Below are 20,851 nucleotides of genomic sequence, written 5' to 3' on the forward strand. Positions count from 1 at the left end.
TGTACTAGCACCACTGCGTAGATTCAATTTAGAACCTGAGTTAACAGATACATATTTTGTTTCCGTCTTTGCTGGTGTGGATGTAGACGGTTTTGTTGGGGCTGTGTTCGTCTTGCCTGTTAAATATTGACTACTTACATATCCCGTTTTTCCGTTTACAGTTACTTTCGCCCAACCTTTGGAATCTGATTGAACCGTTACTGCTGTACCATTCGATAAGTTCCCAATTATTGAAGCACTTGTACTAGCACTACTGCGTAAATTTAAAATAGATCCCGTATTTACGGAGACATACTTTGTTTCAGTTTTAACAGATGTTTGCTTAGGTGTGGCTAACTTAGGAGCAGCTTTTTGCCCATTTAAAAACTGATTACTTACATATCCTGTCTTGCCATTGGCATTAATTTTCGCCCAACCATTTGCCTCCGAGAGCACTGTAACAGATGTTCCGTTAGCTAATTTACTAACAACAGATGCATTTGTCGAAGCCTCGGCCCGCATGTTCAGACTAGAACCTTGATCGACTGCGACATACCTCACATTATGTTGCGACTCAATCCCACTTGGTGGCTCAGCAGCCTCAATCGTCTGTTCAAAGGCTACAGTAGACAAGACAGCAAAACATAAGGTAGGTAAAATGACTCTTTTTTTCATTGGACTCTCCTTTCTAGATGCGAATCATAATACTATAGTCCAAGTTTAATATACAAATGAAGCTACAAACGAGCAAAACGCCCAGCTTTTTGCATATTAATTCCCTTCATTTCAGACCTTGGACCCCTTTCATGACAGTGTATAAGGCCCCTTTACTTTTGGATCAGAGACCTTTATCATAATATACTGACTACGACATGTCTTTACATTAGAATCTTAGGAAGTAAATTTGTGCCTTTCAATCAACTTCCCAAATTGAGTGTTGGCATTGTACTATTGCGTAGATTTAAAGTCGAACCTGCATTCACTTGACTGATGAAGAGGTAGATAGTTTTTCTGGATTGTGATCGTCTTGCCTGTGAAATATTGACTTATCACATATTCAGTTTTCCAATTGACTTTCCTTTCGATTCTTTCTGTAATGAGACGCGAGCCATATCACATTTTCCCCAAAATATGAATATGGCAATGTTAAGTCGAGCCCATGTCATGGAAACACTCTTGTTTCCGATACAGAGGGCGGTAGGGTAGATGGTTTGCTGGTATGTTAGTCTTGCCTGTACTTACATATCCGCTTATCCATTTACCTTTGCTTTTGTTTTTTTGTTGATACGAGATAAAATACCAGCTGCAAACGTCCAATTGTAGATCTCTTGTATGTTATGTTAGATGGAGCTATATTGTTTGAGACCACGTTTTTGACGCTAGGCTAACTCCCCCTTAATGTTACTATTACATTTTTCATTAGCATTATTTTGGAAGTCCATTATCACTATGCTTGAAGTCCCTCTTGCTAGTTTGATAGTAATATACATATTAGAGAAGCCTTTACTTGCATATTAAAAGAAGTGTCCTTATCAACCATAAGTTAGAGTAGGACTCAATCTCGCTCAATTACTTTGCAAGACTAAATCATTTATCCAAAAATACCGTTGACTACACTGAATTATGTAATAGGTAAAATGTCCTTTTCGATCTAAATCCTCCTTTCTACTTTAAATTATATAATACATTCCAAGTTTAATATACAAAAATATGCAAAAATCGGCAAATATTACCAACTTTTCTCGAAATAAGTCTTTTTAACTACAATCTTTAGGACCACTTTTATTCAATTGTACTATTTAATTTTTTATACATATATTGTTCTGATTGTTAAGTAATTAAATCGCTTTATGAATAGCAAGTCTTTTTTATGATTACGCAGATGTTTAATTTATTGACTCAATGTACCTTTCCCACTTTCTTAGATGGTTAAACCTTAAATCCCAATTAAGTTAGAGATCACTCCTAATTCGCTTAACAGTGGGGAAGGCCCATTTACTTTAAATTTAGAGACCACTATTATGGATACTTACTGCAATATTCATAATGAGGAGTATGCAAAAAATGAATAGTATTTTATTGAAGACTAGTAAATTAATAACGATCATTCTTTTTGTTTCCATGCTATCAGGCTGTAGCCTCCTAGCTTCATTGTTAGAGGGTAATAATGTTATTATCTTTGGAACAGGAACTTTCGATGATGGAATCTCACAAGAGAAAAGAATTTTTAAACAAGACGAAGATTTTTTATTTGAAGCCCAAACATCATCAAATTTTAAAACGACAACGATCCATTTTACGTTAATAAAAGATGATTTTGGCAGTGAAACTATTTATGATGATTGGGAAGTTTCCGTTGATCCAACCTGGAATAGCTTGCTTTATGAATTTCATCTTGTTGATGAAGACGGAGAATTTGAACCAGGAGATTATATTGTTCGGATGTTTAAAGAGGATTTTGAATACGTAACAGAAGGCACATTTACAATCATCGAATAGCGTATGCATTTAATCCCTCTTGATCATTACAAAGAGGGATTTCCTTTTTGGAACATTTCACTTTATATATTATACTAATAAGAGAGTTAGAAATTTTCCAAACAAAGGAGTGGGGCCAATTGGTACAAAGCTTACCTACACGCGCACAAGTTAAAAAAGAAGAAACATGGAATTTAAAAGATTTATTTGCAACTGACGAAGCTTATGAACAGGCTTTGGAAACTGTAGGGAAAGAGGCAGCAGAATTTGCTAATGCCTACAAGGGCACAATTCAGGACGCAGATTCCGCAATAAAAGCATTAAACGAATATAGAAAACTCTATGAGCAACTTATTCCAATTGGTACATATGCCTCTCTTGCAGCTAGTGTAGATCAAACGGATGATCAAGCACAAATGCGAGATAGCAAATTTAGTTCTGTTGCTGCGAAAATTTCCAGCCAAACTTCTTTTCTCATGAGTGAACTATCAGAGCTATCAATAGAAGTTTTACAGGATGCAAGTGCCCATTCAGAAGATTTTGCTGTCCTATTAAAAGATATTATTAAGAAAAAACCATACCAGCTTCATCCTGAAGTTGAAAAAACATTAGCAGCTTTCTCATCTACTTTTGAGTCACCTTATAGCTTATATAACACAACAAAATTAGTAGATATGAAATTTCCAGATTTTAAAGTGAATAATGAAAATTATCCATTAAGCTATGTTTCTTTTGAAGGCAGTTGGGAATCAAATCCTGATTCAGAAAAGAGACGTGCTGCATTTGCTGCGTTTTCTGCTAAATTGCGCGATTATCAACATACAACAGCCAAAACATATGACATGCACTTACAAATGGAAAAAACGACTTCCGACTTGCGGGGATATCAATCTGTCATTGACTACCTATTGATGGAACAAGATGTTGATCGTTCCATGTATAATCGTCAAATTGATGTGATCATGAAAGAGTTAGCTCCACATATGCGAAAATATGCAAAGCTTCTACAAAAAATTCATCAATTAGATGAAATGACCTTTGCTGATTTAAAAATTCCTGTCGATCCTTCTTATGAGCCAACAGTGACAATTGAGGAATCGAAGAAATATATTGACGATGCTCTTGCCATCATGGGAAAAGATTATACAGATATGGTGGATCGAGCTTATTCAGAACGGTGGATCGATTTCGCCCAAAACACTGGAAAATCAACAGGGGCCTTCTGTGCTAGTCCATACGGCAATCATTCTTATATCTTGATTTCATGGACGGGAAGTATGGAAGACGTATTTGTTCTTGCACATGAGCTTGGACATGCCGGACATTTCTATAATGCTTATAAAAATCAAAGTGTATTTAACGGGGATGCCTCCATGTACTTTATTGAAGCTCCATCGACCATGAATGAAATGCTGATGGCTAACCATCTGTTAAAAAATTCTGAGGATCCAAAATTCAAACGCTGGGTACTATCCTCGATCATTTCACGTACCTACTATCATAATTTCGTCACTCATCTGCTTGAAGCAGCCTATCAGCGGAAGGTTTACGAAATTGTTGATGATGGTGGAAATGTCAATGCCACTATTTTAAATGAATTAAAAAGAGGCGTCCTAGAAGAGTTTTGGGGAGAAGACGTCATTATCAATGACGGTGCTGAATTAACATGGATGCGCCAACCACATTATTATATGGGCTTGTATCCTTACACATACAGCGCCGGTCTAACGATCTCCACAGAAATGGCGAAACGTGTGCTAAATGAAGGAAAACCGGCAGTCGAGGATTGGTTGAACGTCCTCCAGGCTGGTGGCTCTAAAAATCCGGCTGAACTAGCAAAAATGGCTGGTATTGATATTACAACAGATCAGCCGCTACGGGATACAATTAGCTATATTGGTGATTTGATCGATCAAATCGAGAAGCTCACCGAGGAAATTGGCTAACCACTTGCAGGAGGCTGGGACATAATTAAAATAGTAAGCATCAAAGACGAATGATGATACCATAGCGTAGGAAATATACGTAGTCTCCTGTAGGAGATAAGGTAAGGCATCGGTGAGATTCCAGAGTGCAAAGGAGGATCAAAGGCTAATTACGCGCCGTCCTGGCGGCAGGATCAAAGCGCAACTTCCTGTTGCTTCACCTACACTAGTACTTCCTTGTACGTCGCAACGCCTTCGTGACCTACATCCTGTAGATCTTAGGAAGCTCACCAGCCACCTTTGAAAAGCCAAGTATATTTCCGAAGTGGTTTTATATGCATATAATAGTTCGGCTTTTCTTTGGCGCAAATATTTTTGTCTCAGCCTTTTATTAATTTACTCACTTTTATTTTCTGATTGGCTTCCCGGTTTAATGATGTTGTATCCGTTTTGTCTTAAACGTTCTTTAATCCTTCTCTTTCGATAAAGCATCATCCCTGCCTCTGATAATTCATGGAGTGTGGAACGATTAGTCATAGCTCCGAAAATCGCGCCAATAATAGGGATCATTTGGAATAGCTTCTTCCAGCCAACTTGATCTCGATAAGTCATAACCACTTCTCTCCACCCTTGCAGTTCCGAAATAATATCTCTACGAGCAGCTTCATCAGGAGAATCTATCAGGGATAATTGCTTTAAGATTGTTCGCTTTCCAATAATATCTGATGAAACAAGTTGGAGGATTTTTAATATATATAATCTTTCCTTTTGATCATTCGGATGATATCCGTAACAAATAGCAATATCTTGAAGAGTTTTTAATTGAAGACCTAATAGGAATGGAATATCTATCGATATGGTGATGAAACCGCCAATTCCTGTGCTCGCTCCTTGAAAGGTTGCAAGTCGCTTTCGACTTTTTCTCAGTTTCTTAACAGCATCATCCATTTGCTTTACTGGGATTGATTCCAAATCCTCTAATGTATGAATATTTTGGTGCGGGTAATAGGATTTTAATGATGACACTGAACTTAAATATCTTCCCCCTGATTGAATATATTGACCTAACTCGTCCAGAAGAACGCCCAATTTTCTTTGTAAAAAAGTTGGTGTAAGTTTGTCTAAAAGCTGGAAAGGAAGACGACCAATTCTCTCCCAAAACCATAAACCTTTTTGGGACTTCTCCCATTTTTCAATCTCTTTTAATTCATCTACTAATTGCGCTGATGTTTCCATTCTAATGCTTCATCCTTCCTGCCTATAGAAAGCCGGATATCATTTCAACGAAAAATCCACTTTCTATTTAATATTATTTCACGTTTATCTGGAGACGATGCGGGGCATAATTTGATCCTTATTTTCCATCTCCAGTGTAAAAAATAAGCCTTGTTAGCAAACGATAAAATATCTCCCTAGTTGAAATGGTGAGTTTTATGGGTAACCTAAAATAATGGTTGTAGGATTTTTCAGATTCGAATTCTTAGATGTACCAAAAACTTTTCAACTTTGACCGAGCTTTGATTCATTCGCATCTATTCTGCTAAATTATTGCTTATAATACCTTTAAATAAGTGGTGACCTCCAATACATTCACCAGTCCTATACAATGTTATTACAATCTCTCCTAAAATTGATACGCACTTTCTTAGTATCAATTAATACCCTTCTAAAGGTTTTTTATAGTTTTTTTCAAATAAAACTCTTTTTTTCTTACGATTTATCTATCATTTAAAAGCTAAATTCACGAAAAAAGCCTCTACCATTTACTGGTAAAGGCTTTTTCTCAAGGTGAAACCATTACCAATTGGTAAAGGTCTCGCTAACAACAATCTGTTGCCAACAAGGCCGAGAGCATAATACTCCGTAATGACGACCTTGTTATAAAAGCTACTCCCCTTTAGGGACTATTCGTTGACTTTATATTTATTGTAAAATAATTCCTATAAGTTTGTCAATAAAACATTCCTATTATAAAGCTACTTATGCTTACCCTTCGCCTTTTCCTTCTCGACAACCTCGATAAGATAATGAAGAAATTTATCCCGTATATCTTGGCGACGTAAAGCAGCTTCTACTGTTGCTTCTAAAAAGCCTAATTTGTTGCCGACATCATAGCGTATTCCTTCAAATTGATAAGCATATATCGTTTCAATTTGTGCTAGCTCTCTTAGAGAATCGGTTAATTGGATTTCCCCATCTTTTCCTGGTGGTGTTCGCTCAAGTATGTTAAAAATACTAGGATTAATAATATAACGACCTAAAATGGCAATATTCGAAGGAGCCTCCTCAAGGTCTGGCTTTTCCACTAAATCTCGCACAGAATAAATATGAGCAGAGAGCTTCTCACCATCTACAATTCCATATTTATGTACATTTTCTGCCTCTACTTCTTGAACCCCTAGTATGGATGTTTCATATTGTTCGTACGCCTCTAACATTTGCTTCAAACAAGGTTTCTCCTCATTATATATAACATCATCTCCAAGAAGAACAGCAAATGGTTCATTTCCGACAAAAGTTCTCGCACAGGAGATAGCATGACCAAGTCCTTTTGGTTCTTTTTGCCGAATATAATGGATATCTACCATATTGGAGATTCCCCGTACGAGCTCAAGCAAATCGAGTTTATTCTTCTTCTCAAGCTCACTCTCCAATTCGAAAGAACGATCAAAATGATCCTCAATTGCCCTTTTACTTTTCCCAGTCACGATCAAAATTTCCTCAATTCCTGAGGCAATCGCTTCTTCGATAATATATTGAATGGTCGGTTTATCCAAAATCGGAAGCATCTCTTTCGGCATCGCTTTTGTTGCTGGCAAAAATCTCGTTCCTAATCCTGCTGCTGGAATAATTGCTTTTCTGACTTTCAAATTCTTCCCCCCAATCTGCAATTAAAAACTGCAGTAAAAAATAGCGATTTATACATCTTTTGAAAATCTCTTCACTAAATTAGCCATACATAAATACAAACCAATCCCCAAACTAGCCCCAGCACTATCAATCACTACATCCTTGATCTCAGCTCCACGTCCAGACACAAATAATTGATGTGTTTCATCAGAAATAGCAAACAAAATGCAAATGGTCAAAGCCAATCCAATACCACGAGCTTGCGTTAGTTTCATCCGCTTAATAGCAAAACACACTAGGATCCCTAGGAAACAATAAGCAAAAAAATGTGCACTCTTCCTAATAAGATGATGCAATCGTACTTCACTAACCTCCAGCTGGGGTGAAACCTTCTTTATCGTTGTCATAACCTTCTCTGTTAAATTTAAACTTAACACTCTTGACTCCGCTCTTGGTTGATCAGATAAAGTAAAGATTAGCACCATCCAAAGTAATGCCAATAAGAAAAAAATATACTTATAATAAGACTTCATACTAACTCCTTAATTTTGAGTCTACATTTCCTCAAAGCACTTTATATGCAAGAGTTGCTAGGTGAGCCATCTTGAGTTGATATCAATGACAAGCATTATGGTAGTACCATCGAAGCATACTCCCATGTGAAAGAGACTTTAATCAAAACATCATCTCTAATGGACTCTTTATTTCATCTAACTCTGTTATTTGATTATACCATGCTTCATGGGTAATTAATTTTTCAACAAAAATCTTTCTAAGTAAAAAAGCTGCTAGGTAAAAAAACCTAACAGCCTTCTAAATTTTCAACATTATTTTATTCCAGTCATTGAAATCCCTTTAATAATATGACGTTGGAATAGTAGAAATACTATTAATGCAGGGATACTGGCAGCCACATTTGAGGCCATCGGAACAGCCAAGTCAGTTGCAAAATTACTTTGAAACGTCGGTATACCGACTGGTAATGTCATCATTTTTGTCTCTTGTGCAACCAATAGCGGCCATAGTAGGTTATTCCAAGATTGGACAAAAACGAAGATACTAACCGCTGCCATTGAACTGCTAGATAGTGGGAAAATAATTTTCCACCAAGTGAGAAACGGACCAGCACCGTCTATTTCCGCTGCCTCCAGGAGTTCTTTTGGTAATTGATCAATAAACTGCTTTAAGATCAAAAATGCGAGTGGTAACATCATTCCGGGTAAAATAAGGGCCTTATACGAATTAACCCAATCCAGATCAACAATCATGTTGAATAAAGGTACAACAATCGATTCCATTGGGACCATCAAACCGGCTAAAATAAAAGCGATAAGAAGTTTTTTTCCTTTAAATTCAATTCTTGAAACTGCATAGGCTGCCCATGAACTAAACAAAACCGTAACGACTGTTTGTACGCCCCCAACAATCACACTGTTCAAAGTCCATCTCCACATCATCGCTGTACCATCTGGTTTCAATACTTCTATAAAACTATCCAAAGTGTATGGGGGCATGAGTAGCTTACTTATAACGGTTACAGTTGAACCTGGCGCTTTAAAAGCTGAAATTAACATCCATAACATTGGCAATAGCATAATAATGGCAATGGCATAAGCTAAGACATACACCCAAAATCTACTCTTTGTCCTTCTTTCTTTTTTCACTTGTTGTCCACCTCCCTATTTCATCTCTCTATGATTTTTTATCAGTCAGCAATTTTGATTGAATAACAGAGATTAATGAAATAATGAAAAATAATACAAATGATACAGCTGTTGCATAACCCATATCCCACTGGCGGAAAGCGATTTGATAGATATAATGGACAAGCGGTGTCGTTGAAATACCTGGTCCACCGTTGGTAATCAAAAATGTTTGTCCAAATAGCTTAAAAGATGCGATCGTCTGCAAGATAATAACTAATGTCGTAACTCCCTTTAATGAAGGCATAGTAATATAGCGAAACTTGTTCCAACCATTGGCTCCATCTATATCTGCTGCTTCATATAACTCTTCAGGAATCTCTTGCAATCCTGCTAAAAACAGAATCATATTAAAACCGACAGTCCACCATAACGTAGCAATCAAGATTGACAGCCACCCCATTCCCCAACTCCCAAAGAATGAGATCTGTGTTGTAATCCCAAATATACTTAATGTTTCTGCCAAAAGCCCTGTTTTTGATTGTAAAATAAACACCCAAATACTGGCAATAACCGAAACAGACAACATATAAGGCATAAAATAAACGCTTCTGAGAAAAGTAGTCCCTTTTAATTTTGCATTTACCAATAGTGCCATAAGCAACCCAAAAATCACGATCGTTGGCGTCGAAATCACAATAAAATAAAGCGTATTACCAAAGGAGGCCCAAAACTTCTCATCTGTTAACATGTATTTGTAGTTGGTTAATCCTGCAAAGTTCTGTTCAACTCCATAAGATCCTGTTGTTAAACTAGTTAAAAACCCTTGGATAATCGGATAGACCCAGAACCATAAATATAGAATCATAAAAGGAGCTAGAAAAACCAGGGCAGTTAAATAATTTTTTCTTTTTCGCTTCCTTAATATTTTATTTTTACTGTGACTACGTAGCTTCTCGTTTTGAAGCACAGCGTTTATCTTAGACAAGGCATTCACCCTTTCAAAAAAGATGATGCGGAATAACCATTGGCATCCCACATCAACATGATAATAACGATTATTTGCTTAACAATTCATTTACTTTTATTTGTGCTTCTTCTAATCCTTCATCTACTGTAGCTTGTCCATAGTTTACTTTAACCAATGATTCAAGAATGGCATCATTGATCGCCCCTAGCTTTGGTGTATCTGGCATATATTTAACAATATCCATAACAGAGGCATAATCCGCCCGATAAGGCATTTCTTGATATTCTTCAGATTCAATGACAGATGGTTTAGATGGGACATGCCCTGCTTTTGCCCACATCACACCATTTTCAGCTAACCAGTCAGCAAACTTAACAGCAGCAACCTCTTTCTCGCGATCATCTTGCTTTGGCACGATTAGCGTATGAGAATCTCCCCATGCCGCGGGCTGACCAAATAATTGTGGAAATGGAACAGCTGCAAAATCAAGTGACTCCTCAGTTTCAAAGTTCCCTGTCGCCCATACACCAGTAAAAGTAATGGCTGCTTTTTGTGTTTTGAAAATATCGTAACTATTATCCCCAATATCTGCAGGCATTAAATCTTCATCTAACCAAGTTTTTAATAGGTTCATTGCTTCCTTACTTTCAGGTGAGGTTAGATTCGCCTTACCATCTTCAAGATAGGTAACTCCTTGTTGGTTCAATAATGCATCCCAAATCCAAAAAGTAAATACATTATTTGAGCCAATAATTAGAGGGCTTACATCGTTTGGCAATTCCTTTTTCAAAATTTTCAGCATTGCCGTAAATCCGTCTGCACCTTGATTCATTTTAATCGAGCCATCCTCATTGAGAAGACCTGCATCTTTTAGATATTTTTTGTTGTAGAACATAATTACAGCGTGAGTATCTAGAGGAATAGCATAATGTTTTCCGTCAAAGATAACCGCATTTTCTTGATTATCAGCATATGTGGACCAATCAAGACCAGCATCACTCGCTAACTCGTCCAACGGTTCAATCTTTTTTGTTGGAATCAGCTCAGATAGGTGTGAAATATGCGAAACAGCTATATCTGGAGCTGAATTAGAAACAAGTGATGTTTTCAGCGTTGTATAATAATCATCCCAGTTATTATTCATAAATTCGACTTTAATTTCATCTTGTGAATTATTAAATTCCTTCACCATTTCTTCCATATATTTACCATCAGATCCACTAAAAGGTACCCAATATTTTAATTCAATTTGTTTTCCATTCTTCCCTGTACTAGCTGTATCTCCATCTTTTGCTTTGGAAGAACAGCCCGCTAAAATCACAGATAAAATTAACACGATAACTGCAAGCTTCTTTAACGCTTTCAATTTTACTTCCTCCTCGTAAAATGATTTCAAACACAATATAACATGTTTATATGTTTTGTTGCAATAAAAATTGTAATAATATTTTTTTATTATATTAATAAAAAAACATTGAAAGAAGAATTCTCTAAATTAGTTTGTTTATTTTTCGGATAACGTGATAGTTTTCTAGATATTAACACTCGCTAAAAAACTCTCTTTCTCTAGTAAATGGAGCCTTTTGGCAATTTTATTAGAAAGTTGAACCTACTTCGCAAATAAAAAAGGCGTAGGGATCATATCACCCTTCACCTTTTCAAAGTGGTAGACTTATTGGACAATCGAAGCCTCTCACATCTAATCTACATAACGCAAATTCATAATAATCCCTTGCCGATAATTCCCAAATTCCTTGCCAAATAAATTTAATCCACCTACATTCACAGCATCTTTCTTGACCCCTAAACGGAGTGAAATAAAAGGCTTCTCATCAAGGTTTAATTCATTTACTGTAACATCCGAGATTTTTACACCATCTAGAAAGCTCCCGTCCTTGCTAATTTTCCAGTTTTTCAAGAGGCCATATTGGGTAAAATGTAATCCCCACCATTTCGGTGTATTAAAACCTCTTTCCCCTCCAAAATCTCCGGGTGAAGTCCAGGTACCGATCTCAATATCGTTAATCCACAGTGTGATATCAGATGGCCAATCAAGTTTGTGATAGGGAGCTTCCGAACAAATCTCTGCACTAAATTCCAGCTCCGTTGCTTTAGCACCATAAGGAAGGCGATTAGGATAACGATATTCAACATGACCAACACGAAAATAAAGTAATTGGGCGTGTTTTCTTCCCGTTTCATAAAATGAACGTGGGTCATCTTGCATTCCAATATAATCATCCATCCCAACTATGCCACAACTCGGTTCAGCCTGACAGTCTATGTATTCACCAATCGGCATATCAAAGGTAATCATATTCCCCTCCTCTATTTGATCCTCAGGAAAAAGATCAATAATAATTCGATCGAAATTCTTTGTATTAATTTTTTGTGTTCCCCGCCCTGGTATTAATTCAGTCGTAATTAAATTCATATCTTGTAATTTTTTCACATTAACCGCCGTTGTAGAGAATGGCAGCCCTAATTTTTCGGAGAGTTCATTCACATTATGTGGTCCAGTGCTCAATACCTTTAAAATATTCATTCGATGTTCATTCGCGATTGCTTTGCATACCTCAACAGCATTATCCATGTTCAGATGTAAATTTTTAATTCTAACCACCTCAACTTTATTACAGTTTAATTACCTTAAATACAATATAACATGGAATAATATTGCCTGAAAGAAATGCGCGAAGGTTTTATCCGCGACAACATTCGGCTAGAAGTATTAAATGATAATTCCACTAAATAACAAAATACAATTTAAATATTATTATTTTAATTAAACTTGTAACGAAACATATTATAATGTTATATTAAGTTTGAGAAAAACGTAAGAAATCTTACTTTTATTGTCCATCTTGAATTTTAGTTGTGAGAATATCGAATAGAAGAGGAGTTTTTTTATGTTAGAAATGATTAAAAAAGGGGATTATAGTGGTCTAACTTATCCGCGGCCACAATTTGTAAGACAAGATAATTGGTCAAGTTTAGATGGCCAATGGGATTTTACTTATGATAATGAAAATATAGGAGAAAAAGAGAGATGGTTTTTAGATAAGTCCTTTACTCATAAAATAAATGTTCCTTATGTGTATCAAAGTAAACTCTCTGGAATTGGTGATGCCGGAGAACATAATATTATTTGGTATAAACGAACATTTGAAATGGAACAAACTAATAAAAGAACATTTATCCACTTTGAAGCAGTTGATTATCTGACCAAAGTATGGTTAAATGGACAATTTATTGGAGAACACGAAGGTGGTCATGTTCCATTTAGTTTCGAATTAACAGACCAATTAGATGCTGGTTCCAATAAAATTGTTATCAGAGTAGAAGATAAAAATAGCTGTGCTCAAATTATTGGAAAGCAGTCCTGGAAAGATCATAACTTTTTATGCTGGTATACCCGTACCACAGGAATTTGGCAAAGTGTTTGGTTAGAACAGGTTGAGAGCTTTTTTATTGAAGAAGCAAAAATGACTCCCAATGTTGACAAGGGAACTATTGAGCTAGAAGTATACACAAATGGTGATTATATTGATGGCTACTTGCAAGTCCAGGTGAGCTATAAAGGGAAATCGATTCGCAGATCCGGGATGAGTATTATTAATGATTCTGCCAAATTATCGATTGATGTAAGCATGGAAGAAGCAGATTTCCGAGTTGAATATTGGACACCTGACACACCAAATTTATATGATATTACATTCACATTAGAAGATAAAGAAGAGCAGACTGACTGTGTGCAAAGTTACTTCGGAATGCGTAAGATCGATCACAAGGGCCGAAAAGTTCTTCTTAACAATAAGGAGTTTTACCAAAAGCTTATTCTTGACCAAGGATATTATGGCGAGGGTTTATTAACTCCTCGTTCTATAGATGATTTAGTCAATGATCTATTGAAAGTTAAGGAAATGGGCTTTAACGGGGTTAGAATGCACCAAAAAGTAGCAGATCGACGCTATATGTATCTATGCGATCTATTAGGTGTAGCCATGTGGGCCGAAGTACCAAGTTTTTTTGAATTAAACGAGAAATCTATTAACAATGCGCTGCACGAAACAAAAAAAATTATTGAAAAACACTATAATCATCCCTCGACAATCATCTATACTTTGATGAATGAATCTTGGGGAATTAATGAAGTATATGAAAATGAAAAACAGCAGCAATTTGTGAACTTTTTATACCAGATGGCCAAACTATTGGATCAAACTAGATTGATAATCGGTAATGATGGTTGGGAGCACACCTTAACAGATATCTTAACTATTCATGATTACACAGCCGACCATGAAGTTATTAGGGATAAATATAAGGATTTTGAAGAAGCGGTAAATGGTAGCCCTTCCTCTACAAGTAACCGACAAAACTATAGCAAGGGCTATAAGTACAATGAAGAGCCAATTATTATAAGCGAGTACGGTGGGATTGCTTTTCATCATGATGAAGATGAAGAGTCTTGGGGATATGGAGAAAGACTAACCTCTGAAGAAGCGGTCCTACAGAGACTTGAAGATCTTACTCGGGCCTTCATGGATTTAGATTATGTGTCAGGTATTTGCTACACACAACTTACAGATGTCGAACAAGAGGTAAATGGCTTACTAGACCATAATCATGACTATAAATTTGATCCGCAAAAGATCCGAGCAATTTTAAATTATAAATATAATAACGGGTATATTTTCGAGTAAAATAGCAACTCGGCTATCTTAAGGTGCTGTCCCACTTCGGGCAGCACCCTGCCTTTTAGTAAGATCAATTTCTCCCTTCAATAGGTATGGTTCATCGGACTTATATTATAAAGCGGAGAAGTAAATCCCTTAGTTATCTATCCAAAATTATTCCCATTTTGCTTTTAAAGGTGGGGAATAATACTCCATTTTATCCAATAAGCTATTTGGATCAGAATCAATAATGATTAAATCCTTATACATAGCATTCATAAACCCTTCTTCAATCGTATAATCTAACATCGAAATTAATGGTTCGAAAAAGCCATTCACATTTAATAAACCACACGGCTTTTGGTGATAACCAAGCTGTGCCCAAGTGAATACCTCAAACCATTCTTCTAATGTTCCTGCTCCTCCGGGAAGAGCAATAAATCCATTCGCTAAATCAGCCATTTTTGCTTTTCGTTCATGCATAGTTTCTACGACATAAAGTTCAGTTAAATTTTGATGAGCTATCTCAACATCTTGTAATTTCTTAGGTATTATCCCGATAACATTGCCCCCATTATTTAACGCTGAATTAGCCAATGCCCCCATGCAGCCAACTTGCGCACCGCCATATACTAACGTTCTCCCACTAGAGGCTAATTCTTCACCAAGTTTTTTGGCATTTTCCAAATAAATTTTATTTTTTCCAGCGCTTGAACCACAGAACACGGCTATGTTTTTAATATTCATAATTGATCATCCTTCTAATTTTGGTATCTATGTAACAATTTATTTTTATGTTGTAAAAAGATATCTTCTAAATCAATATTATATTGATTGGCAATCACTACCACATTGCCTAATACGTCTCCTAACTCTTCTTTGAGATTTTCCTTATCTTCATCAACTGTACTCACCATTTCATCTGGTCGATCCCTCCCTATTTCTAATGCCCTAATTGCTCTTGCTACTTCTCCGGTTTCTTCCGACAAAAAACCTACCCGTACAAAGATATCTAAATCAGACCAGCCTCTTTCCTTATAATAAGACCCAATCCATTTCTGAAACTCTTTCACATCCAAAGCTTCGCCCCATTTCCGATATATAGCGTTCATTATGAATAATAACACAATATATAGTGTTATTATACTGTTATCTATCTAATTGAGATTCACTAGATAATCTTCTATAATAAAAAAGCCCCACTGTTTAGCGGCACTTCCGTTACAGTTGGGGTATCATATCTTCTCTATTTTTCAGCTTTGCAGTATCTTGTAGGTTATTCAGGCAAGTTCTGTATCTCTCTATATTCTGCAGGTGTAAGCCCTTCATGTTTTTTAAATAGTTTAATGAAATAGCTTTGGTTATCATATCCTAATCGTTCGCAGATCTCGCTAATGGAGTGAGTCGTTTGATCGAGCAATTCTTTTGCTCTTTCCACTTTTATGGATTTTACGTATTCAACAAAGGTTTTTCCCATTTCTTTTTTAAACAAGCGGCTAAAATAGCTAGGATTTAAAAATATATGGTTTGCCACTTCATCTAAGTATAATTTCTTTTCGATATTCAATGATACGTAGATACATGCTTCTAATATTTCTTTATGCTTTGAACTATATAATGACTCAGTTGTTAGTATAATAGCTGATTCTAAACAATCTATGAACCAGGTTTTTAATGCAGTGATCGTCTCAATATATACAATCTCTTTATGAAGAATCTCAAGATTAAAGCTAGTTTGAAAATATTGTAACGCTTTTAACTTTATTTTTAGCTCTAATAACAGTTTGAGAATCCATTCCTTTATCACTTCTGGATGAAAAGTATTCTCTTGAATAAAATCTAGCCATTTTGTTACATATGGAGGAATATTACGAATCTCTTTTTTAAAAATTAAACGCCGCAATTCCACTGCAGCTTGATCATAATAATGAAATAAATCTTCTGTATTATGATCATGCGTCTCCTTTCTCCTCATAATTGCACTAGGCTCCATGTAAAAACGTTGGGTGTTACTAGCTAATAAATTTGTTAATTCAAATTGCAGGTCTTCTGGAGCAATTTTTTCCCCTATTAAAAAAGACATTTGGATATTCAAATAGTCTTTTAATGTCTTCTGTAATACTCTCAAGAGATTAGCAGCTTCCCCAAAATTATCAATTTTTAAAGATGGCTGGTAAGGTATTAGCATAAAGGATTTATATTCTTCAAAAACGAAATGTTTATCTTCATATTCACTATTATGTACGACTTCCTCGATCACGTTTTGCACCGCAAACTGAAAGGTATCCTCTGAGGCATAGGAAGCTTTTAATGCATTATAATCTTCAATAAAGCAAAGAACAGGAATATAGTCCCTCTTCTCCAATTTGAAACCCGAAAAATTATTTTCATAGCACCAATCTTTTTTGGCATTTGGTGATTGATAGATAAGTTCTTTAATAAATTTTTCTTTTGCTAGATGCTTACTTCTTTCCACTGCATTCTCTAATTTAAGTCGTTTAAGATTTTTCCGTTGGTTATTCTCTAAGTTCTCTTTAATGCTCATTAAAAGTTCTGTTAAATCTTCAGGGTCTAATGTTTCTTTTAAAATATAATCTTGAACACCTAATTTGATCGCTTTTTGGGCATAGGTAAATTCATTATGACAGGATAAAATGGCAACTTGTAAATCAGGTTTTCGTTGCTTCATTTTTTTTGTTAATTCTAATCCATCCATTTTTGGCATACCAATATCGGTAATTAAAATATCGGGCATATCTGTTTGTGCATAAGCTAATGCATTCGCACCATTCTCATGAGTGCTTTGCAACTCAATATTCAGTTCATTCCATTCAATCATTTCCGACAAAAATTCGATAGCTGGATAATCATCATCCACTAACATTACCTTATACATCGATTCCTACCCCCTTTTCTGGAATAAGCAATATAATTCTAGTGCCTTTACCTTCAGAACTATCAACTTTCATTTCAAATTCTTTTCCAAAAGTCATCACTAATCGTTCATAGACATTCGATAATCCTATACTTGAGAAACTATTTTGATGTCGTTTCTTATCGCCTAATAGCTTTATATTTTTTGGAATCTCTAATAATTTTTCTTTAACCATCCCTTGTCCATCATCTTCAATTTCAACAATAAACTTATCTTTCGTTGTTAATGCATGCAATGTGATTGTTCCTGCTTTTTGATTTAAGCCATGTATAATAGAATTCTCAATAATTGGCTGCAAAATAAAACGCGGAATCGTATGCTGGTATGATTCATTAGTTATATTTGTTATAAAGCTAACCTTTTCTTTCTGCCTCATATTCATTAAAAAGACATAATCGCTTACAATGCTAACTTCCTCTGCAAATGGGATCATCCCCTTCTGCGTATCAATCGTCATTCGTAATAATTTTGATAAGGAACTTATCATTTTTGCACTTTCCTTATCACCGTGTTTAAAAACTTTCATCCGAATAGAATTTAATACATTAAAAAGAAAATGCGGATTTATCTGTGCTTGCAGCATCGCTAATTCAGCTTTTCTTTTTCTTGCTTGTGTAGCTTTTGTCTCCTTAATCATTTCATTAATTTGGTCTAACATTCTGTCAAAGGATTGTGAAAAACGTCCAATTTCATCATTTGTTTGAATTTGAGATCGAACCGAAAGATTACCTGCTTGGACTTTCTCTACGACACTACCTAAATAGACTAACGGTTTTGTGATTCGATTGATGAAATAGGCTAAAATAACAAAGAAAATCGTAAAAAGAATAAGAAGTAGAAAAAATACCTTGTTAAAGATTGAATTAATATTTGATATTGCCTCCCGGTATGGTACTAATGATACTAACTTCCAGCGATTAAATGAGATATCTTTGGCTGTTAATAAGTAATGTTGATTTTCTATATCAATAATAGCGGTTTCATTTTTATTTAAACCGTTTAAATATGAAAAGGTCTTTCCAATTTGGTCGGTATCCCGATGAGATAGAATTGTATTCTCGTCATTCACTAATAATATTTCCTCATCATTTAATCGATTATCAAAAATTTGACTGATTGTATTTTCAAATATCGTCACAACAAGATACCCATAGATCTCTGAATTATTATTACGAAGCGTTCTGGCAACTGATAGTTGATACGGATTGGTTCCTTGATAAGATTGGAATACAGTGGGGGCTGTATCGATCCAAATAGATTCATAGCCATTTTTTGTATCCAATTGAGCAAACCAATCTTCCTGAAATATTTCTAATGGATTATAGTCAGATATCGAATAATTCGTGTAATACTTTCCATTTTTTAATAGGATCGTAACCTGCGCTTTCTCCCCTACTAAAGTAATATTCTCAATCGTATTCATAACTGTCCGATCTTTTAAAAATTGTTCATACCCCTGATTACTCGAATCATCTTGTTCAGCTTTTTCTTTTAAAATAGCATTTAACTCAGTATTTAACTGTACAAAATTTGTAATATTGAGCATATCCTCTAATAGCTTTAAGACATATTCCTCTGCTAATTCAAGCTCTTTGTTTGCATTGGAAATAGCTTGTTCCTTCATTGCATCCTTCGTTAGATAATTGTATATGGATAAGGTGATAATGACAGGTAAAACAATACAAATGACGGATGCTAGAATGACTTTATTCCGAAAGGATGGCAAGGCAAACAATCGAGTTTTTTTAAACACATAGGTAATCTCCTTTTACATAACATACAAAAATACGAAAATACCATCAGTAATTTCGTATTTTACTGATGGTGAACCATTCTATATAGATCCCATGTTATAAAAATAATCATGAGCATGTCTAGTATCAATCTAGCTATGGGAGCAAACTGATACTAGACTCACCCATTCATCACAAGTGATTAATTACTTTCTAAAATTGCAGTCGCCTTTTTCTGCAACTCATCAATCGTCTTATCAAGATCTTGTTCACCATAAATGAGCTTCTCGTATTCATCATTGACAACCTGATAAATTTCCGCTTGACCTGCTACAGGTGGAATCAGCTTAGATGATTTCGCATTCGTTAACACATTAATAAGTGATTCTTTGTCAACTTTTTCAGGGCTAACTGTATCGTCTAAAATAGTGTCCACGATATCTGCAAACTCAGTTTCATCGACCCCATTCCAAGATGGTATATTTTTGCCTTGAACGACTTGCCCTTCCGTCGTATACCACCGAATAAATGTATAGGCCGCTTCTTTCTGTTTAGATTTTTCAGCAACCGCCATATAGTCTGTTGTCACTGGAGTAAATCCATTATTATCACTACCTTCATTGTTCGGATAAGGAGCAACTCCCACTTCAAAATCTAATGGGAATTGATCTGTTCCACCAAGTTCAGTATTCATCCAACTACCAATTAGTAATAAACTAGCATCTTGGTTAAACCATTGATTACGATAATGAAGATTTTGGGATAAAATATCAGCATATGGTGTAGCCGATTTATCTTCTTTTTCCATTTCCACACGCATTGCTAATGTTTTCCGGAACATGGGATCATCAAAGTTTGCTTCACCATTTTCCTTTACAAAGGTTGAATTTTCTTCTTTACTTGCAAGTGCTAGACTCATATATTCCATCCAGCCACCATTTTGTGGACCATGGAAGAAAGTGCCATAATGATCATCTGTTGTTAGTTTTTTAGCGTAATCTTGAAAATCATCCCATGTCCATTCTGTTGGCACTTCAAGACCAGCTTCTTGTAAATGATCTTTATTAACGAGTACATACCAAGGATTAAACTTACCAGGTAGTGCATAATAATGATCATTTAAAATGGTATTCACTTTATAATCTTCTTCCACTGAATAGCCATCTTCCTCAATAAATTCATCAATAGCAGCGACCATTCCTAAATCTACACGCTCCGCGTAAGAGGCTGGATCACTGAACATCAGTACATCAAGCTGTGAACCGGAAGCAGCTTCTAGATCCAATTTTTGCAGGGCTTCATTTGTATCCCCTTTTTCACTGAGGATCACTAAATCAACCTTAATATTCGGGTACTCCTCTTCAAAGGCAGCAATCGTATCAGACCAGTTATAAGAGGCCTCATTACCATGTGTATGGAACTTAATTGTAACCTCCTCTTGATTATCTGAACCTGCTTGCTTTTTCTCTGAAGTATCTGTTCCTGCCTTTTCATTGTCGTTTGAATTACAAGCTACCAAAATACCAGCTAGTAAAACGACTAAACACGCTAACCATATATTTTTTCTCACAACAATCCCCCCTCATTTTAGCAGAAATGGTGTCTGCTGACACATCATCTGTAAGCACTTACACGAGATTATAACAAACTGTAGTTTTT

16 protein-coding genes are annotated in these 20,851 nt (G+C 35.7%); 3 read left to right on the forward strand and 13 right to left on the reverse strand.

Annotation, left to right across the window (positions count from 1 at the left end):
• The coding region (locus tag J2Z23_RS13300; RefSeq protein WP_209974188.1) for an SH3 domain-containing protein at positions 1 to 654 on the reverse strand (654 nt) is incomplete at its 3' end.
• 1,389 nt (positions 655 to 2,043) lie between these two features.
• Between J2Z23_RS13300 and J2Z23_RS13305 the strand changes: the two genes are divergently transcribed.
• Both J2Z23_RS13305 and pepF read left to right on the forward strand, forming a co-directional pair.
• Positions 2,044 to 2,478 carry a hypothetical protein gene (locus J2Z23_RS13305; protein WP_064468956.1) on the forward strand — a complete coding sequence of 145 codons (435 nt, stop codon included), beginning with the start codon at positions 2,044 to 2,046 and terminating at the stop codon, positions 2,476 to 2,478.
• 119 nt (positions 2,479 to 2,597) lie between these two features.
• Positions 2,598 to 4,403 (forward strand): oligoendopeptidase F, encoded by a 1,806-nt coding sequence (pepF, locus tag J2Z23_RS13310; RefSeq protein ID WP_209974190.1) that lies wholly within the window; start codon positions 2,598 to 2,600, stop codon positions 4,401 to 4,403.
• A 375-nt stretch (positions 4,404 to 4,778) separates the two neighbouring features.
• Here pepF and J2Z23_RS13315 read toward each other — a convergent pair whose 3' ends face one another.
• The 7 genes from J2Z23_RS13315 to J2Z23_RS13345 all read right to left on the reverse strand — a co-directional run bounded on the left by J2Z23_RS13315 (position 4,779) and on the right by J2Z23_RS13345 (position 12,438).
• Positions 4,779 to 5,618, reverse strand: coding sequence for an EcsC family protein (locus J2Z23_RS13315; RefSeq protein WP_057983582.1), 840 nt, complete (start codon positions 5,616 to 5,618; stop codon positions 4,779 to 4,781).
• Positions 5,619 to 6,358: 740 nt separating this feature from the next.
• Positions 6,359 to 7,252, reverse strand: coding sequence for a UTP--glucose-1-phosphate uridylyltransferase GalU (galU, locus tag J2Z23_RS13320; RefSeq protein ID WP_082881496.1), 894 nt, complete (start codon positions 7,250 to 7,252; stop codon positions 6,359 to 6,361).
• Positions 7,253 to 7,300: 48 nt separating this feature from the next.
• Positions 7,301 to 7,765: a VanZ family protein gene (locus tag J2Z23_RS13325; protein WP_209974192.1), complete on the reverse strand. Its 465-nt coding sequence runs from the start codon at positions 7,763 to 7,765 to the stop codon at positions 7,301 to 7,303.
• 294 nt (positions 7,766 to 8,059) lie between these two features.
• Positions 8,060 to 8,896, reverse strand: coding sequence for a carbohydrate ABC transporter permease (locus tag J2Z23_RS13330; protein WP_064468954.1), 837 nt, complete (start codon positions 8,894 to 8,896; stop codon positions 8,060 to 8,062).
• A gap of 28 nt (positions 8,897 to 8,924) precedes the next feature.
• Positions 8,925 to 9,863 (reverse strand): carbohydrate ABC transporter permease, encoded by a 939-nt coding sequence (locus tag J2Z23_RS13335; RefSeq protein WP_238482761.1) that lies wholly within the window; start codon positions 9,861 to 9,863, stop codon positions 8,925 to 8,927.
• Positions 9,864 to 9,933: 70 nt separating this feature from the next.
• Positions 9,934 to 11,211 carry an ABC transporter substrate-binding protein gene (locus tag J2Z23_RS13340; RefSeq protein WP_209974194.1) on the reverse strand — a complete coding sequence of 426 codons (1,278 nt, stop codon included), beginning with the start codon at positions 11,209 to 11,211 and terminating at the stop codon, positions 9,934 to 9,936.
• Positions 11,212 to 11,544: 333 nt separating this feature from the next.
• Entirely contained in the window at positions 11,545 to 12,438 is an 894-nt protein-coding gene (locus J2Z23_RS13345; RefSeq protein ID WP_064468952.1) for an ArsR/SmtB family transcription factor, read from the reverse strand.
• 316 nt (positions 12,439 to 12,754) lie between these two features.
• Here J2Z23_RS13345 and J2Z23_RS13350 point away from each other — a divergent pair, with 316 nt between their 5' ends.
• On the forward strand, positions 12,755 to 14,551 hold the full coding sequence (locus J2Z23_RS13350; protein WP_064468951.1) for a glycoside hydrolase family 2 protein: 1,797 nt from the start codon (positions 12,755 to 12,757) through the stop codon (positions 14,549 to 14,551).
• A gap of 147 nt (positions 14,552 to 14,698) precedes the next feature.
• Here J2Z23_RS13350 and J2Z23_RS13355 read toward each other — a convergent pair whose 3' ends face one another.
• From J2Z23_RS13355 to J2Z23_RS13375, 5 genes are all read right to left on the reverse strand, one after another.
• Entirely contained in the window at positions 14,699 to 15,271 is a 573-nt protein-coding gene (locus J2Z23_RS13355; RefSeq protein WP_064468950.1) for an LOG family protein, read from the reverse strand.
• 14 nt (positions 15,272 to 15,285) lie between these two features.
• The gene (locus J2Z23_RS13360; protein WP_057983588.1) at positions 15,286 to 15,603 is read right to left on the reverse strand and encodes a MazG nucleotide pyrophosphohydrolase domain-containing protein; all 318 of its coding nucleotides are present in this window, start codon (positions 15,601 to 15,603) and stop codon (positions 15,286 to 15,288) included.
• 197 nt (positions 15,604 to 15,800) lie between these two features.
• Positions 15,801 to 17,420: a response regulator gene (locus J2Z23_RS13365; RefSeq protein WP_209974196.1), complete on the reverse strand. Its 1,620-nt coding sequence runs from the start codon at positions 17,418 to 17,420 to the stop codon at positions 15,801 to 15,803.
• Positions 17,413 to 19,212, reverse strand: coding sequence for a sensor histidine kinase (locus J2Z23_RS13370; RefSeq protein WP_209974198.1), 1,800 nt, complete (start codon positions 19,210 to 19,212; stop codon positions 17,413 to 17,415). Before J2Z23_RS13370 ends, J2Z23_RS13365 begins: the two co-directional genes overlap by 8 nt.
• 182 nt (positions 19,213 to 19,394) lie before the next feature.
• A complete protein-coding gene (locus J2Z23_RS13375) occupies positions 19,395 to 20,762 on the reverse strand; it encodes an ABC transporter substrate-binding protein (RefSeq protein ID WP_209974200.1) in 1,368 nt (455 codons plus the stop codon).
• Positions 20,763 to 20,851: the final 89 nt, after the last annotated feature.

The organism is Lederbergia galactosidilytica (assembly GCF_017873565.1).
GTDB classification, from domain to species: Bacteria; Bacillota; Bacilli; order Bacillales; family Bacillaceae_C; genus Lederbergia; species Lederbergia galactosidilytica.

Coding starts and splice junctions, on each gene's coding strand:
- J2Z23_RS13345 (WP_064468952.1), bottom strand. CDS start 12,438: ATGGATAATGCTGTTGAGGTATGCAAAGCAATCGCGAATGAACATCGA.
- J2Z23_RS13355 (WP_064468950.1), bottom strand. CDS start 15,271: ATGAATATTAAAAACATAGCCGTGTTCTGTGGTTCAAGCGCTGGAAAA.
- J2Z23_RS13365 (WP_209974196.1), bottom strand. CDS start 17,420: ATGTATAAGGTAATGTTAGTGGATGATGATTATCCAGCTATCGAATTT.
- J2Z23_RS13325 (WP_209974192.1), bottom strand. CDS start 7,765: ATGAAGTCTTATTATAAGTATATTTTTTTCTTATTGGCATTACTTTGG.
- J2Z23_RS13315 (WP_057983582.1), bottom strand. CDS start 5,618: ATGGAAACATCAGCGCAATTAGTAGATGAATTAAAAGAGATTGAAAAA.
- J2Z23_RS13350 (WP_064468951.1), top strand. CDS start 12,755: ATGTTAGAAATGATTAAAAAAGGGGATTATAGTGGTCTAACTTATCCG.
- J2Z23_RS13305 (WP_064468956.1), top strand. CDS start 2,044: ATGAATAGTATTTTATTGAAGACTAGTAAATTAATAACGATCATTCTT.